Annotated in this window: 14 protein-coding genes and 1 pseudogene; 8 read left to right on the top strand and 7 right to left on the bottom strand. The window is 64.5% G+C overall.

Annotation, left to right across the window (positions count from 1 at the left end):
• Positions 1-33 precede the first annotated feature (33 nt).
• The 3 genes and pseudogenes from G6N13_RS25945 to G6N13_RS18090 form a co-directional block, all read left to right on the top strand.
• Positions 34-99: pseudogene (locus tag G6N13_RS25945) on the top strand (zf-HC2 domain-containing protein); the annotation flags it as partial.
• A 267-nt stretch (positions 100-366) separates the two neighbouring features.
• Entirely contained in the window at positions 367-762 is a 396-nt protein-coding gene (locus tag G6N13_RS25940; RefSeq protein ID WP_322789338.1) for a hypothetical protein, read from the top strand.
• A 147-nt stretch (positions 763-909) separates the two neighbouring features.
• On the top strand, positions 910-2,871 hold the full coding sequence (locus G6N13_RS18090; RefSeq protein WP_163699192.1) for a cytochrome c oxidase assembly protein: 1,962 nt from the start codon (positions 910-912) through the stop codon (positions 2,869-2,871).
• A gap of 23 nt (positions 2,872-2,894) precedes the next feature.
• On the opposite strand, the gene G6N13_RS18085 is transcribed toward G6N13_RS18090, so the two are convergent.
• The gene (locus tag G6N13_RS18085; protein ID WP_163699190.1) at positions 2,895-3,356 is read right to left on the bottom strand and encodes a BlaI/MecI/CopY family transcriptional regulator; all 462 of its coding nucleotides are present in this window, start codon (positions 3,354-3,356) and stop codon (positions 2,895-2,897) included.
• A 166-nt stretch (positions 3,357-3,522) separates the two neighbouring features.
• Between G6N13_RS18085 and sigC the strand changes: the two genes are divergently transcribed.
• Positions 3,523-4,074, top strand: a complete 552-nt coding sequence (sigC, locus tag G6N13_RS18080) for an RNA polymerase sigma factor SigC (protein WP_163699188.1) — start codon at positions 3,523-3,525, stop codon at positions 4,072-4,074.
• Between the two features lie 21 nt (positions 4,075-4,095).
• Positions 4,096-4,686: a DJ-1/PfpI family protein gene (locus tag G6N13_RS18075; RefSeq protein WP_163699186.1), complete on the top strand. Its 591-nt coding sequence runs from the start codon at positions 4,096-4,098 to the stop codon at positions 4,684-4,686.
• Here G6N13_RS18075 and G6N13_RS18070 read toward each other — a convergent pair.
• Positions 4,683-6,029: a hypothetical protein gene (locus G6N13_RS18070; protein ID WP_163699184.1), complete on the bottom strand. Its 1,347-nt coding sequence runs from the start codon at positions 6,027-6,029 to the stop codon at positions 4,683-4,685. The genes G6N13_RS18075 and G6N13_RS18070 overlap by 4 nt on opposite strands.
• A 283-nt stretch (positions 6,030-6,312) precedes the next feature.
• Here G6N13_RS18070 and scoE point away from each other — a divergent pair, with 283 nt between their 5' ends.
• Genes scoE through G6N13_RS18055 form a run of 3 tightly spaced genes read left to right on the top strand, consistent with a single transcriptional unit; the run spans position 6,313 to position 9,256 of the window.
• Positions 6,313-7,200: a (3R)-3-[(carboxymethyl)amino]fatty acid oxygenase/decarboxylase gene (gene scoE, locus G6N13_RS18065; protein ID WP_163699182.1), complete on the top strand. Its 888-nt coding sequence runs from the start codon at positions 6,313-6,315 to the stop codon at positions 7,198-7,200.
• Positions 7,197-7,739, top strand: coding sequence for an FcoT family thioesterase (locus G6N13_RS18060; protein ID WP_163699180.1), 543 nt, complete (start codon positions 7,197-7,199; stop codon positions 7,737-7,739). The genes scoE and G6N13_RS18060 overlap by 4 nt, the downstream gene beginning before the upstream one ends.
• Positions 7,739-9,256 (top strand): AMP-binding protein, encoded by a 1,518-nt coding sequence (locus tag G6N13_RS18055; protein WP_163699178.1) that lies wholly within the window; start codon positions 7,739-7,741, stop codon positions 9,254-9,256. Before G6N13_RS18060 ends, G6N13_RS18055 begins: the two co-directional genes overlap by 1 nt.
• Here G6N13_RS18055 and G6N13_RS18050 read toward each other — a convergent pair.
• The 5 genes from G6N13_RS18050 to fadD10 are packed head-to-tail and all read right to left on the bottom strand — an operon-like array spanning position 9,249 to position 16,583.
• Positions 9,249-10,208 (bottom strand): GlxA family transcriptional regulator, encoded by a 960-nt coding sequence (locus G6N13_RS18050; protein WP_163699176.1) that lies wholly within the window; start codon positions 10,206-10,208, stop codon positions 9,249-9,251. The genes G6N13_RS18055 and G6N13_RS18050 overlap by 8 nt on opposite strands.
• Positions 10,205-10,567, bottom strand: a complete 363-nt coding sequence (locus tag G6N13_RS25935; RefSeq protein WP_163699174.1) for a heavy-metal-associated domain-containing protein — start codon at positions 10,565-10,567, stop codon at positions 10,205-10,207. Before G6N13_RS25935 ends, G6N13_RS18050 begins: the two co-directional genes overlap by 4 nt.
• Entirely contained in the window at positions 10,564-14,772 is a 4,209-nt protein-coding gene (locus G6N13_RS18040) for an AMP-binding protein (RefSeq protein WP_163699172.1), read from the bottom strand. Before G6N13_RS18040 ends, G6N13_RS25935 begins: the two co-directional genes overlap by 4 nt.
• Positions 14,759-14,992, bottom strand: a complete 234-nt coding sequence (locus tag G6N13_RS18035) for a phosphopantetheine-binding protein (RefSeq protein WP_163702276.1) — start codon at positions 14,990-14,992, stop codon at positions 14,759-14,761. Before G6N13_RS18035 ends, G6N13_RS18040 begins: the two co-directional genes overlap by 14 nt.
• Positions 14,993-14,996: 4 nt before the next feature.
• Positions 14,997-16,583 (bottom strand): fatty acid--CoA ligase FadD10, encoded by a 1,587-nt coding sequence (gene fadD10 / locus G6N13_RS18030; protein ID WP_163699170.1) that lies wholly within the window; start codon positions 16,581-16,583, stop codon positions 14,997-14,999.
• Between the last annotated feature and the right edge of the window lie 11 nt (positions 16,584-16,594).

Genomic DNA, 16,594 nt, shown 5'->3' with positions numbered 1-16,594 from the left:
AACAACATGGCCCGAATGCGCGACTATTGAAGCGTGCACTTGGACTGTGACGTCGCCCGCGAGGCGCTGTCGGCTCGGATCGACGGAGAGCGTGAGCCCATTCCAACCCGCCGCGTGGACGAACACCTCGAGTTCTGCGCTGGCTGTAGCGGTTGGTATTCGCGAGTAGTCGAGGAGAGGCGGCAATTGCGCCTGCTCGCCCGCCGATCACAGGTGTCCTCAGTGCCAACGGCATCGGACCGATTGCTCGCGACGACGCGACATCGGCATTGGGCACCTGCGGCGTGGGCACGCTGCACGCTAGCGTTCGTCGGCGGGCTGCAACTTGCCTTGGCCGCCGCCCAAGGGCTCGCTGCTGACGTAGGTATGCCAGCTGGCCATGGCGCGATGATGAGCGGGCATCTGTTGAACGAGTCGACGGCGTGGTCGACCGCGCTGGGTGTGGTGATGGTCATCGCCGCGCTGCGGCCGGCCGCCGCAGTGGGCCTGTCTGGGGTGTTGGCAGTATTCACCGTCATCCTCACCGCCTACGTCATTCATGACGCCACGGCGGGTGCGGTAACACTGACACGCGTCCTGAGCCATTTGCCGGTGTTGATCGGCACCACATTGGCGTTCCTGGTCTGGCGCGGTACGCGGCCCACCGAACCCGATCCACGGTCGGATGACGCGGCAGCGACCGCAAACGTCACGCTGCCTGATAACGCAACCCGAGGACGCCGCCGCGGGCATCTCTATCCGACCGACGGCTCCGCGGCCTGAGCACCGAGGGCATCCGCCCGGATTTCGGATGCTCTACACGAGCCAATCGAGATAGCGAAGCTTGCCGCTGGCGCGACTTCGTTACGACCAACGGTCGTAGACTGGCCCGGCTGGGCATTCGCTGGAGTGCGGAAGACGACGACGAAAATGCGATCGCGCCAAGGCGCGCGGTTGGCGAGACGATGGGTGCTTCTCACCGGCTACCTGGCCATGGCGGCCGCGATCGCAGGCTACGCGATGATCTCAGGCGACCGGCGTTTCCGCGCGACCGGCGACGCGTTCCCGGGACTGCTGACCAGCATCGCAGAGGGGGTCGGCTATTTCACTGCCACGTTGTCCGGTGCGGTAGTTCTCGGCGTGCTGGTCTACATCGTGGCGATGGCGTGCCCTGATGAACTCGGTGTCCTCGACGCCCGCTCGTTCCGGCTGCATCTCCTGGCAGAGCGCGTGTCACAGGTCTGGTTGGCCTCGGCCGCAGCGATGGTGTTAGTCCAGGCGGCAGACGACTCGGGCTTGGCTGTCGCGAGGCTGGTCGCCTCCGGGGCGATCGGCGACGCCATCGGCGCCTCCGAAATGTCCCGGGGATGGATTGCCACAACCATCTTTTCCGCTGTCGTCGCGGTAGCGCTTCGGCTCACCGTGCGCTGGATATGGCACGTTGTACTGCTGATTCCATCGCTCATCGCTGTGGTCGCCGTGCCCGTCACCGGCAACGCCGGGCAGGGTCCACATCACGACTTCGCCACCAGTTCCATGATCGTCTTTATGCTCGCCCTCACCGTTCTCACGGGAGCGAAGGTGTGCGCGGTGCTCGCGCCCCCAAACGCGCAACTGCTGCGGCGAATCGTTGTGATCGAGGTGACGAGCGGTTCCGTGTCGCTGCTGTACGGCGCTCTTCTCCTGTGGCTGATGCTGTCGCCGACTGCGCTCACCGCCTCCGACTACGGGCGGCTCGGCATTGTCGCCTCGGCTGCGCTGATATCGGTTTGGCTGGTCGATTTGACGACCCTCCTCCGATCACGAAACCGCGCTATTCAGCGGGGCAAAAGAATCGCGATGGCAGGCGCGGTGGCGATGATCGCCGCAGTCGCAGCGATCTCCGCGATGGCGATCCAGACCGCACCCGGGCTTCTGGCACATCAGTTCACCGCCTGGGATGTCTTCCTGGGCTATGAGCTTCCCGGTCCGCCAACTGTGTTGCGGTTATTGACCTTCTGGCGGTTCGATACGTTTATCGGCGCGGGAGCATTGGTGCTGACCGCACTTTATGTTGCCGGCGTCATGCGGATGCGACGCCGCGGCGACCGCTGGCCGCCGGGCCGTACCTGCGCCTGGCTGGCCGGCTGTCTGACGCTGTTGTTCGTCACCGGTTCGGGTGTCAGAGCCTACGGTTCAGCGATGTTCAGTGTGCACATGGCCGAACACATGGCGCTGAACATGTTCATCCCGGTGTTCCTCGTCCTCGGCGCACCGCTGACGCTCGCACTGCGCGCGCTACCGGCGGCGGGCGCCGATCAGCCCCCCGGGCCGCGGGAATGGCTGCTGCAGCTAGTGCATTCGCCTGTGACGAGCTTCATCGCGAATCCGATGACCGCCTTCGTGCTGTTCGTCGGCTCTTTGTATGCCGTCTATTTCACCCCGCTGTTCGACACTCTGGTGCGGTATCACTGGGGCCACGAGCTCATGAGTATCCACTTCCTGATCACTGGATACCTGTTCTATTGGGGCATCATCGGCGTCGACCCCGGCCCGCGCCGGTTGCCCTTCGTGGGTCGTCTGGGCCTACTTTTTGCAGTGATGCCGTTCCACGCCTTCTTCGGCATCGCGACGATGACGATGGACACAGCCATCGGCGGCACCTTCTACCATAATGTCGACCTGCCATGGGTCTCTACCCTCACCGATGACCAACACTTGGGTGGTGCAATCGCCTGGGGGTCAAGCGAATTGCCCATCATCGTTGTTGTCGTCGCGTTGGTGGCGCAGTGGGCTCGGCAAGATCGCCGCGCCGCGACTCGCAGCGATCGCCACACGGATGCCGCCTACGGCGATGACGACCTCGACGCGTACAACGCGATGCTCAGAGAGATATCGCGGTCCCGCCGCTGATCGATCGCGAGTTCAGCATCGCATCACCATCCGCTCAGAAGTTGTTGCGGCGCAACGGGACCGCGTTCTCGACCCTGCCCGCGGCGGTGATCGCCGGCATGGCTCGATGGGTTATTGCCGGCCTCGGCGAGTGCGCGGCGCAGCGCATCTACCTCATCGACTCCGACCTGCCCGACGAAATGCATGAGCGCGGCTTGCCGGTCACCGCAGTCGGTGACCTGATCCAAGACGTCGACCATGAGACCGGCCACCAGTTCGTCACGGTTGTGGGTCGGAATGTACTGATACGCGCGATCCTCACGTATTTGGACGACCAGATCCTTATAGGAAAGCCTGTGGAGAACCGTCATCACGGTGGTGTAGGCCAGTTCGCGCTGGGTGCAGAGGGCATCGCGGACCTGGCGCACGGTCTGTGGCCCACCGACGTCCCACAGATGGTCCATCACGGCGCGTTCGAGGTCGCCGAGACGTTTCAATTTTGCCAAAGCCGATCGCCTCCATCACCTTCACACGCGCGCCTAGCTATTCAGTCGTGCGGCGGCACGCTCTGGTTCCCCAGCGCGGCGCTTGCGGTGGATCGCCCGACCCAGGAGCGACTGGATCTTTCGCCGGTGGAGAGTTTCTCCAGCCAATCCCCTAAGGTGGCTCTTCGTGAGCGCACGCGACGACGACCAGATAACCAGGCTGGCGCTCGCGGCCGGTCGGGGCGACGCTGCCGCACTCGAACAGTTCATCAAGGCAACCCAGCTGGACGTCTGGCGGACCGTCGCGTTCTTGGGTGACCCCGGTTCTGCGGACGATCTCACCCAGGAGACCTTCCTGCGCGCGCTCGGATCGCTGCCGCGGTTCACCGCCCGGTCCTCAGCGCGGACGTGGTTGCTGTCCATCGCTCGTCGCGTTGTCGTAGATCAGATCCGCCGTAACCAGAGCCGACCGCGCACCACCTCGACCGTGGATCTGGAGCCCGTGCTCGACACCCGACGCAGAGCAGCCAGTTTCGAAGACATCGTCGAGATCAAGATGCTGCTCGACGGCCTGGATCCCGATCGGCGTGATGCCCTGATGTTGACGCAGGTGCTCGGGCTGTCCTACACCGAGGCCGCCGCGGTCTGCGGTTGTCCGGTGGGCACCATCCGCTCCCGTGTCGCGCGGGGCCGCGAGGATCTACTCAAGGCCGCAATCCGCAACGATCGTGCGGGCTGAGCATTCAAGGACTCGGCGTCCATGACCAAGAACATCGGGATCGTGCTGTTTGACGGAGTCGAAGAACTGGACGCGATCGGCCCGTGGGAGGTCTTGTCGACCTGGACCCACCACTTTCCCGACGATGGATATGCCGTCTCTTGCGTGTCTCGATCGGGTGGTCCGGTGCTATGCGCCAAGGGCCTGGTCGTGCAGGCTCACCGCTCCTTTGATGACGCGCCGCCGCTCGACGTTCTTGTGCACCCCGGGGGCCATGGGGTGCGCCCCCTGGTGCAGGACGACGACTGGCTAAATTGGGTCCGGCGCCAACGCGATGTCGTGCCCCTGATGACCAGCGTGTGCACCGGTTCTCTGGTGTATGCCGCAGCCGGGCTGCTGTCACATCGACCGGCCACCACTCACTGGGCCTCGCTGGACTGGCTGACCACGCTCGATCCGACGATCGATGTCCGGCGTGAGGAACGGTTCGTCGACGACGGCGACATCATCACCGCGTCGGGAGTCTCGGCAGGAATCGACATGGCGCTGCATCTCATCAGCCGGCTTGCCGGCGTCGACCGCGCCCGTGAGATCCGCCGCTACATCCAATACGACCCTGCACCACCGGTTTAGGATTCGATCGTCGCCGGCAGACCGAAATCGTCGAGGGCGGCACGCACCACATCGGAGACTGCCGCTTTCGTATTGATCCTGCCGGACTCCCACGACGCAACGCTGAACCACACCTTGTCACGCAGCGATGCCGCCGACACCAGCAAGTGCCCGCCCAGACGCTCCAAAATCGGTGCCGTGACACCAGCTTCACCGCCACGGGTGCCGAAAAAGTCCGCATCAGTACCATCGGGCCGATTCACCTCGGGTGGCATCTCACCAATATTGGTGCAGCCCACGGGTTTACCCACCTTCAACACGAGGTTCTCCAAGCGGCGGACAGCCACCTTCGGAGTGAACGGAATCAATGCCAACGGTGCTAGCAGCGAATTCCCCGATTCCGCGAGCTCGACGAGCGCCTGTTTCAGGGCCGCCCGAAGCCCGGCGAGATCGTCTGTGACCTCATTCGGGTTAGCAAGCACCGTAATGGAATTGAGTGGATTCGCTCGTGTATCGCCCTCGGTACGCTCACTCACCGGGACCGATAACACGATGCGTCCTGCGCCGTCCGCGCGACCGAGGCGATAGCCGACGCGAGCGGAGAATCCGGCGAACAGCACATTGCGTGTCCCGCCGAGGGCTCTGGCCCGCTCGTCCCACTCCTTCGCCTCGACGTAGCCGTAGATCCTGGGTACCACCAGCCGCTCGGCGCCCGTAGACGCCGATGACGCGGGAGACGCCGACCTGGCCGAGGTCGACAGGTCATCCTGCTGTTCACGAGCGACCCGCATACCGCCGGTGATCGCGGCGGGGACCTGCAGCGCCGAGCGGGCGGTGACGACGATGTCCTGCCGAAGCGCTTGTCTACGGCTGCGCGCCCCTGGCGGCGGAAATCCGAAGTTCCGGCGGGTGCCGTTGACGGCGTCGGCGATGGCCAGCATCCCGGCCACCGCGTCGCCTGTGGTGTGCGAAATCGCCAGCGACACAGCGGCACCACCACCGATGAGCGGCTGCACCCCGAGATGCCAGGGCGGCCCGAATTCCGGATCGATCGCGACGAAGGACCTCTCATCGACCCAGTCCCAGACCTCGTCGCGGCTCCGCAACGAGACGGCGACATCGAGATCGGCGGGTCCGTCGTACGACACCCAACGATGCCTGCCGAACGGCAGTGGCGATCGTTCGATCAGACGCGCCACCAGCGTGTGCTTTAGGTTGCGCTGGAACCGTCGCAGACCGTCGAGATCGACGCCGTTCTCGTAGATCCAGATGTACTGGATGACCGGTCCTCGGCCAAGCGCGCGTAGGCCGAGAAACGAACCCTGATCCATATAGGCCAGAGTGTTGTCGATCGGGGTGTTCATGTGGGCCCTTCTTCCGAGCCGATCCAGCGCCACGAGAGGCTATCGGTATCCAGGGTGCGCGGCGCTCAATGTACATCCCGCCGTTCACGGTTCCTATGCGAAGAAGACATCGTCGATCGTCGGGAACTAAGCGTCAATATCTGCCGACAAATACCTCGACCGACCAACGAGAGGGTGGCAGGCGTCTACGCAGCCTTCGACGCCGCCGTCCTAATCCGTTGGCCCACTGGCAGAACGGACATGATCGCACCGGCCGACGCCCTCCGCGACAGGAAGACCCTTGATGCAACTGACGACCAGATCCGACGACCACGCCGGTATCGAGGTACACCACTTCGACCAGGCGGTGGCGACCAGCGATGACATCCAACTACTTCGGCACCACATTTATACGAACAAGGTCGTCATCCTCAAAGCTCAAGAGCTCAAGCCCGCCGCATTCGTGGAACTCGGACGCCACTTCGGGACGCCAGTGTCCTACTACGAGCCGATGTACCACCACCCGGAGAACGATCTGATCTTCGTCTCCTCGAACCTCACTCGCCCCGAGGGACAGATCGGTGTGCCGAAGACCGGCGGCTTCTGGCATGCCGACTACCAGTTCATGCCGGAACCGTTCGCGTTCACCCTCTTCTATCCGCAGAAGCTGCCCCACGGTACCCGCGGTACCCGGTTCATCAATATGGCCACCGCCTACGAGCGCCTGTCTCCGCGACTCAAGGAGGCCGTCGGCGGTACCGTCAGCAAGCACAGCGCCCGCCGCTATGTGAAGATCCGGCCGTCGGACGTCTATCGCCCGATCGGCGAGGTTCTGGCCGACATCGAACGGGTGACACCGCCGCAGACCTGGCCGACGGTGCTTGTCCATCCGGCGACCGGCGAGCGGATTCTCTACATCTCCGAGGCATTCACCTACGCCATCGAAGATGCGCACGGCAACGCGTTGCCGACATCCCTGCTCGACGATCTGCTCGACGCTTCAGGACAATTGGACGACTCATACGAGCACCCGAACATCTTCGTGCAGACCTATGAACCCGGCGATCTGGTGCTGTGGGACAACCGGACCTTGATCCACCGAGCCCTGCACAATCCGACCAACGAACCCACGGAGTCCTTCCGCGTGACTGTCACCGACGAACACCCCCTGAGCGCCGAGGTCGCCGCATGACGCAGACATCGCAACCGGGCCTGGCCGAATATTTGCACGACGACGCGGTTCTGCTGAATCGCACGATGACGCCGTATGTCGGCAAGGACACCATCTACCTCAAGAGCGCGATAGTCGCGCGGCGCGGCGCGGCGATCGTCGGCGACGGGGAACTGGGGTTCGAGCAATCGTGCTATATCGAAGAAACCGGCCATTTCAACGCGGTCGAGTTCATCATCTCCTACAACCAGCTCTTCTATTACACGCTCGCGGCATCGGTTCGTGACCAATTGATCCCCGAGCTGACCGGCTGGACGATGGACGACTATTGGCAGCGCCAACTGCCCTCGGTGCTGATCAGCAAGATGGCGACCCGGTTCCGGCAGCCGATCAATGCGCGGGCGTATCACGGAAGACTGTCGATCACCGACATCGAGTTCCGCAGGCGGACCCGACCGTTGTTGGCTCTGCAGACCACCATCGAGTTCACCGACGACGGTATCGGCAGCGCGCTGGGAGAGTTCGAAATCGTGTTGGTGGATCTGCCTACGAATTCATAATGGGTGGTAGTCATTTCGACCTTGTCTCGACCCTCGAGCGCAACGTCCGTCTCAGCGGGGACCGCACAGCCCTGATCTTCGGTGCGATGCGGGTGTCGTTCACCGAGCTTGCTGCGCGGTCGGTTTCGGTGTCCCGGGCGCTTGCCGGGGCCGGCATCACGGCCGGAGACCGAGTGGTCTACGTCGCCACCGATTCACCGGTCCTGTACGAGTTGCTGTACGGCTGTGCACGTCTCGGCGCAGTCCTGGTTCCGGTGAACTGGCGCCTGGCTACCGACGAAGTCGACTACATCATCGATCACGCCGGCGCCCGGATACTCGTCACCGACCGAACCGATCTGACGGCCGACGTTGTGATAGCCGCCGAGGATTTCACCGCCTGGCGCGACGGGGCATTCGCACTCGACATCCCAGAATTCGCCGCCGACCGCGACACGCCTGTCGTGCAGATGTACACCAGCGGTACCACCGGCCGCCCCAAAGGGGTTGTGCTGGCACACCGTACCTTCACCGCGATACGGGAACTCCTGGACGATGCCGGCCTGGATTGGGTCGATTGGCGCGACGACGACGTCAGCCTGATCGCGCTTCCAGGGTTTCACATCGGTGGTATGTGGTGGGCGACGCAGGCCCTGAACCGCGGGATACCGAGCGTGGTGATCCCGCGATTCGGTGCATCGGATGCGGTGACGACGATCCGTGAGAATGGTGTCACCGTCAGCTGTTTCGTTCCCGCGATGCTGTTGATGATGGTGTCCGAGCCCGGCGTGGCCGCGTCGAACTTCGTCACCATCCGCAAGATCGTCTACGGTGGCTCTCCTATCGGCCCAGAGCTGCTTGCCCAGGCGATCGATGTGTTCGCGTGTGACTTCGCGCAGATCTACGGTCTGACCGAGACGGGAAATACCGCGGTATGTCTGCCGCCGAGCGAGCACCTGCCGGGACGGGAGCGCCTATACGCCGCGGGTCGCCCGTACCCGGGAGTTGCTGTCGCCATCCGCGATCCCGCCGGGACCGATCTTCCGCCCGGATGCTGCGGCGAGGTCTACCTGCGGAGCCCGGCGCAAATGCTCGAGTACTTCGGCAACCCGGCGGCGACCGCGGAGACCATTGTCGACGGCTGGATCCGCACGGGTGACGCGGGATATCTGGACGACGACGGGTTTGTGGTGATCCGCGACCGCGTCAAGGATCTCATCATCGTGTCCGGTGAGAACGTCTATCCCGCCGAGGTCGAGAAAGCGATCAACGCTCACCCGTCAGTGCACGACAGCGCGGTGGTCGGCGCCCCTGATGTCCGCAGGGGTGAATGCATTCACGCGTTCATCGTCGCCAAACCCGGTGCGGATCTTCGAATCGACGACCTCGAGCAGTTCCTGATGCGGCGCGTCGCCCGATTCAAGCTACCGGGAACGTTCCACATCGTCGACACGATCCCGAGGAACCCGAGCGGAAAGATCCTGCGCCGAACCCTCCGTGAACAGTTTTGGGCCGGCCGCGAACGGCAGATCAACTGATCGTCCACGAGAAGCTTCTGCGGTATTGGTCGGGCGGGATACCGATCCGGCGAATGAAGGTCCGCCGCATGGTCTCTGATGTACCAAATCCACACCGCTCGGCAATGGTGACGACGGTATCGTCGGTCTCCTCGAGCTGACAGCGGGCGGCTTCGGTGCGGACACGTTCGACGTAGGCACCCGGCGATTCGCCGATCTGCTCGGTGAACACCCGGGTAAAGTGACGCGGACTCATCGCGGCCTGCTGTGCCAGCCCGGAGATGCTGTGGGCGGCACCGGGTTCGGCTTCGATCGCTTCCTGCACATCCCGGATGGACTGGCGGCCCGCGCGCGGTATCCACAGGGGCGCGGCAAATTGCAGCTGGCCACCGGGCCGACGCAGATACACCACCAACCAGCGCGCAACAGCCTGGGCCACTTCGCCGCCGTAGTCCTCCTCGACGAGCGCAAGCGAGAGATCGATGCCTGCGCTCACACCTGCCGCCGTCCACACACACGCCGAGCTGCGCACGAATATCGGCTCGGGATCGACAGTGATGCCCGGAAATTCGCGGGCCAGCTGATCAGCGAACGCCCAGTGGGTTGTCACCCGGCAGCCATCGAGCAGTCCTGCCGTGGCGGCCAGAAACGCGCCGGTACACACGCTGACCACCCGGCGGGAGTTGCTGGCCGCCGTTTTGATCCAGGCCACCAGGTCCCGATCTTGCCTGGCCGCATCGATCCCGGGGCCGCCTGGTAACACCAGGGTGTCGATATCGCCTGGATCAGGCATCGCGTGCGCGACGACGGCCAGGCTGGTGGACGTCGAAATCGGCTGGCCGTCCTGCGATACCACGCTGACCCGGTAACCACCCTCGGTCAGCAGCGCCGCGCCGGTGAACACATCATGCGGCCCGACGATGTCCAACCCCTGGACTCCGGGAAAGCCGACGATCACCACCGAGCGGGTCATATGCCCGGTTTCGGCCGTCGACCGCGAATGCCGAGCCACCCGAGGAATAGCAACGCGAATTCGATCAGGTGCCGCACGGGACTGCGTGTGGCGCTCTCAACCACGGAAACGTCGTCGAGGATGGTGATGGAACGTTCCGTCGCTCCATAGCCGGCCTTCTCGACGACGGCACAGAGATCGGCGACGTCGACGTCACCTCGGACATCCGCGGTCGCGATCTTGGTGGCGAGGTCGACGGACGCCCGGACTCCTTCGATCTTGTTGAGCTGCTTGGCAACGCGGGCCGAGCACATTCCGCACGTCATGCCGGTCACATCAAGCTGGATGCGTCGGTCCTGATATTCGGATACGTCTGTCATTGCCATTCCTCACTGGTCAGGGTGTGGGTCGCCATCCGATAGGCGAACTCGGCGGTCAATAGCTCGCGCAGCGGCTGGGGTGTCGTCTGGACTTCGGTGATCGATGTCAGATCGAGGCTGATAGTCGGGTAGTCGGCCAGAAATTCGGCGTAGGTGCGCTCGCCGATTCGCAAGCCCAGCGTGATCCACGCGTCGATGACCGACCACCGCTTCGGGTTGCGCTTCGCCCAATCACTTTGGTCCAGAAGCTCCTTCCAGGACCTCGCACTGAGTTCATCCCGGCCATAGTCGCTCAGGAACTCCGCATATGGCACGGCTTGCCCGCGCAGGACAGTGATCCCGCAGCCCAGCTCCGCTGGTCCCCCCGCTCCGGGCAACAGGCCAAGGATCGCGGCGCCGGCCGCATGCGCGGTGGTCACGTCCTCGGTCAGTGTGATTGCCGGATAGGCACATAACGCTCCGCACGCGTCGGCGACGGCAGTCAGGATGTCTGCTGAGCCGGCCAGCTGCTCGGGTTGGCCGAGCACCCTGGGCAGTCGGACGATAGTGAAATCCAGTTCAGCCGGTGACCGTGCCACGATCAGCTCGGCGACCGCCTTGGAAGCCGCATAGGGATACGGCGCTTCCCTGGGGTCGATGACGTGTGGCGCAGTGACGTCCCCGGTGACCACGAACGTCGACAGGTGTACGAATCTGCTGCCCCGCCGGGCACATGCCCGCACTGCCGCGGCGACCAGTTCCACGTTCGCGGTGCGAAGGTCGCGATACGGCACGAGGACGTTGGTATTGCCGATGCAGTTCAGCACCGATCCGGGATCCGTCTCGTCCAGTACGCGCTCAAGCTCGGCGCGGCCGAAACCTGTCGGGACGACCTCGATCCGGACCCCGGCCATGTTGCGTAAGGAGGACCACGGATCGCCTTCGGGCAGTGACGATCTCGTGACGATGACGACGTCCGCAGGTAATCGCCCGGCCTGCTTGGCCGACAGAATCGCCTCGGCGAAGCCGGTTCCGAGAATCCCGGATCCGCCGAGCACGACGATCGGCCGAGATCCGCGCTCGACCGGGTGCCGAGCATCGCGCGTCCGGCTCTGCGGCAGGTCCGCGAGGTCGTTCTCGATCGCAGCCGCGGTTGCGCTATCGAGCCAGCCGAACCCGGGGCCCGCATCGTCGACAAGGTTCTGCGCACTGTCAGTGCTGATCAGATCGAGGATCGACAGATGCCGAGCCAAATGCCGCCGGGTGTCTGGCAGGATCCTGATGAGATCCAGCGAGCCGATCCCTTCATCGAGAAGCGATGAGTCCGGTCGGATCGTCCTGCCCAACTGACGGCTCCACATCTGGGCCAGCGCAACCGCACGGGGGTCGGTGCTGTGATCACCGGGCGGGGCCTCAGTGACCTCCGTTGGCGCGGGAAGCTTCGCGCTGTCGACCTTGCCACCGGCCTTGCGTGGAATGATCGGCACGGCCATCACGACGAACGAAGGCACTCGCAAGGTGCTCAACATCGACCTGATCCGTGCCACTACCACGGCTTCGTCGTTGCCGGAGCGGGTTTGGAACCAGATCGCGAGACAGCCATCACACTGTTCGACAGCCACGTCGGTGACCCCGGATTCTGCACTGACCAGTTTGGCGATCTCGGCGGTATCCACTCGCCTGCCGCCGATCTTGACGATCGCGTCGCGGCGGCCGGCGAGAACCGGAAACCCCCCGGGGTCCGCGACAGTGCGATCAGCTGTGGCAAAGGCCCGGCGACGGGGGCCGCGGCCGTCGGCCACCCAGCCGAAGCTCGGGTTATCGGTCTCCAGGTAGCCGGATGCGACCAGGTCGCCGACGATGACGACTTCGCCGAAGGCGGTGAACACCGTGTCCGGGACCATCGGGCGCCCCAGGCGTGACCGCGTGTCCTCGCCGACGACCACCCCTGCTGAGACTATCGGCAGATAGGTTGCCACGACGGTGGTCTCCGTCGGCCCGTAGGTGGAGATGAGCGAGATCTGCTGTGAACCAATGGCATCGACCCATCTGTCGACTGCGGTCGACCGGATCGCTTCGCCCCCGACGATGACCTGGCGCAGCCGGGAGCCGCGCAGCGACGTCAGGGCTTCCGCGTCGTCGCACAGCAGGTGCCAGATCGCGGTGGGTAGGTCGACGACGGTCGCCTGCCGGGCCACAAGGTCGTCAGCGAGAGCCTGGAGATCACCGGCTTTCACCGCGGTGCTGCGGACCAGACGCACCCCGCAGTGGGCCGCGCCGAAAATCTCTTCGACACTGATGTCCGATGTCAGCGGGGCGCATTGGAGGATCGTGTCGTCTGCTCGCCAGCCATACGCAGTGCGCACCGCCGCACAGAACACCGCGAGCGAGCCGTGTGACACTTCGACGAGCTTCGGCTGCCCCGTCGAACCGGAGGTCGGCATGATGTAGGCCGGCATATCGGCCAAACCAGGGTCGGTAGCCACCTCCCGCACCCGTCGATCGACGAGTGAGGCAATGCCGGCGATCCAATCTGTGGGAAGATGCGCTGCGGCCACGTCGATCACGTGCACCGAGGCGCTATTGCCCTGCTGTGCAAGGGATTCCGCCCTCACGTGCAGCTCCTCGCCGGTATCGCACGCACTGTACGCGCACCCGGCCAGGTGACAGGCGATCATCAGGTCGACGGTCTTGTCCGTATCGTCATCGGTGAACACCGCGATGTCGCCTGCGGCGATGCCGTTCGTCACCAGCCAAGCCACCCACCGGTCGATGTGCTCGTGTCGCCGCACGCGCGGCGCGACCTCGCCGCCGGCGTCCAGAAACCAGGCCGGCGGTGCCGGTTGCGCTGGGCGGATCGTCGAATCGGCTTGGCGCAGTGCACCGTCGGGGCCGATTTCGAGCCAGTCGTCGACCGCCAGAGCCATGGGCTGATGCCACATGGCCGGTATCGCTTCGAGTGTCGAGGCAATCCGTGCCGCGACGCCGGCACCTTGCTCCGGCAGATCGGCCCGATTCCAGATGGCGATCTCGAGACAACCCCGCTCATCGTCGACAACGCAGGCCACCGCCATGCTCTCCACCGGGCCGATCGCCGTCGTCACCGGTGTGTCGGTCAGGTGGGGACGGAGCGCGGGCGCGCAGGATTCGGACAGGAAGTTGAGGGTCAACGCCTCGACGTGGGTCGTGCGGTTGGTCGCGATGTACAACCGGCGGTAGTGCTCTTCTCGAAGCCATTTGCGGCGTACCGCACGGACATAGCCGCGGTCCAAGGTGCGCACCACCTCCTCGACCGAGGCGAACGGGGCGAATCGCGACGGTTGGGCCACCGAGTTGACCAGACAGGTGGCGACGTCCAGGCCTGGCTCTCCGAACCGGTTGTCCGCGGCGTGGATCAACAGGCTGACGGTGCTCTGCCGGATACTCGCATCGACGGCGGCGGCCGCGGCGGTCACCAAGACATTCAGCGGAATATGCTCGGCCTCCCCCAACGCGACGAGCTCGTCATACGCACGCCCGGAGATCCGCACCGTTTCACCGCGAACGCCGCGGCTTGCAGTCCCCGGCATGTCGCTGGAATTCTGGCCGTATCCGCCGCTCCGCGCATCCTCGGCCAGCTCTCGTCGAACGGCCTCGGTGAGCCGTTCGTGAGCTTCGGCCACGTTGCTCGCCTCACGCTGGTGTGCTGCCGCAATTTTAGTGAGACCGTCTCTGATACAGGGGATTTCGGGAGGAAAGCGAGCTGAGAGGTAGTCCCCGAGGTCGGACTCGATGAGGCCCGTTGCGCCGCCGTCGAGCAGGATGTGATGGGTGAACGCGTCGAGACCGCAGACCTGCCCGCCCGAGTCGGTACGGACGATGTATCGAACCAGGGGCGTGTCCGCGATGCCGTACACCCATAGCCGTTGCAGATCGTTCGCGCCGCTGCCTGCGGCCGGGCTGCCGTTGCGGACTGTCACGATGTCGTCGACCGAAAGCCGTGGGACGAGAACCGGGTAGTCGCCCGCGATACCAGACGGGCTTAGAACGCAGAGTTGGATGGGGTGTTTCATGATCGTTGCGTGCAGCGCGGCCAGGAATTGCCGCGGCGCCAGCGGGTGAAACTGGTAACTACGGCCGACTAGATACAGCGCGGGATCGTCATCCTGCAGCACCCCGTTGTAGATGTTCCGTTGAGAACTGGTCAGGGGGATCGCGTCGACCGACGCCTCGTCAAGCGAGGTCATCGGGATTCCCCAGCACGCGGGCCCAGGCCGCGATCGTCAACTCGTTGGCCAACCGGGGTGGGACGTCTGATTCCCGTTCCACACCAAGCTGTTTCATGAGCAGGACGAATCGGACCGAGTCCAGACCGAGTTCCCTCAAGTCGGTGTCGTCGCCATCGGTGAAATCCGAGTCGTCGACGTACAGCACGTCTCGAACGGCGGCAACGATCCGGTCCCGCAAGGCCTCAGCCACGAACGACCGTTCCGGTCCTGTCCTCGCTTATCGATGTCGACAGCGACGAGCGCATCACCTTGCCGGACTGCGTTCGGGGAATATCGGTGACGATCACGATCGATGTGGGTCGCGCCATGGATTCGGCCTCGCGCCGAAAGGTCGCCGCGATCGTCTGCTTGAGGGCGCGGGTTCCGAGTTCGTCCAGCGTCGCCGCTGGCACCACGGCCAGGCCGACGAGCGACCCGAATTCGGGATCGGGAATTTCGTAGCAGGCGGCCTCACGAACACCGGGGACGTTCTCGGCGATGCGGTCGACATCGTCGGGTGCGACGTTCACCCCACCCGAGATGATCATCTCCGACGAACGGCCCCTGATGTAGAAGAAGCCGTCCTCTCGGCGCTCCAGGATGTCGCCGGTGTTGATCCAACCGTCCACTAGGGTCTCACTGGTGCGGTCGGGGTTGTTCCAATACCCGAGCATGTTCGCCCGAGACTTGATCCACAGCGTTCCCGAGGTCGCCGAGCCACCGGCACGAGGATCAGCCGGCGGGCCGGTACCCGCAGCATCAAGGTAGACCTCGACCCCCGGGTAGGGCCGCCCGACCGCACCGGCTTCGATCTTGGCGATCGACCCGTCGGCCGTCGGTAGACACAAGGCGGTGCAACCGGTTTCGCTGAGACCATAGACCTGCGCGGTCTTGACCCCCGTCGCTTCCAGCGAACGTACATCGGCGGCGATCGCACGCGAGCCGCCATATCCCAGAAGTCGCAGCGACGGAAGGGCCGCACCTGTGGTCTTCAGTTCGGCGACCAGTCGTGCCAGTAGCGTCGGCACGACGCAGGTCGTTGCGACATCGTTGTCGGCGAGGATCGTCAGCAGCGACGCCACGCCCTCGCCACCGGTGATGCACTGCCCGCCTCGCATCAAACACGTGATGATCCACCACAGTCCGCCGATATGGGTGGCGGGCAGGGGCGAGTAGGTCGTCTCTCCGTCGACCCAATCCACCCAGTCGAGTTTCTCCTCCCGCAGGATGTCCTGCACCGCATAGAACGTACGGTTCGCAAGCAGAACCGCCTTGGGCTCGCCGGTCGTGCCGCTGGTGAATATCATCGCCAGCGGGTCTTCGGCGCCCAGGGCAGGCAGCCCGGGCAGATCCTGCGACGGCGTTGACTGACCGGGCGTGCGGACCCGCACACCGATCGCCGGCAGTTCACCGAACCCACCCGCCAGCTCTTCGGCAGACAACGCGCTTCCCGGTGTCAGCAGAATCGCTGCAGGTTCGGTGATGTGCGCGAATCGCTCCATGGCGGCCACCGGGAGTCGAGCGTCCGCCATGACGGCGATCGCGCCGAGTCTCGCGCAGGCCAGTACCGACAGGTAGGTCTCCGGACCGCTGTCGGAGACGATCAGCACTCTCGATCCCGGGACCACCGACCTCGCGGACAACTCGGCGGCGAGGGTGTTCATCTGGCTGACGAGCTCACGGTAGGTCAACGCACTCATACCATCGCAGCGCCGAAGGGCGATGCCGTCAGGTCGTTGCCCGGCCTGTTGGAGTACCCGCTCCACGACGGTCGGCGATAAATCAGACATGGTGTAACTGC

Source organism: Mycolicibacterium sarraceniae, from assembly GCF_010731875.1.
Lineage (GTDB): Bacteria > Actinomycetota > Actinomycetes > Mycobacteriales > Mycobacteriaceae > Mycobacterium > Mycobacterium sarraceniae.
The sequence above is the reverse complement of the archived record's forward strand: the minus strand, read 5'-3'. Positions and strand labels throughout refer to the sequence as shown.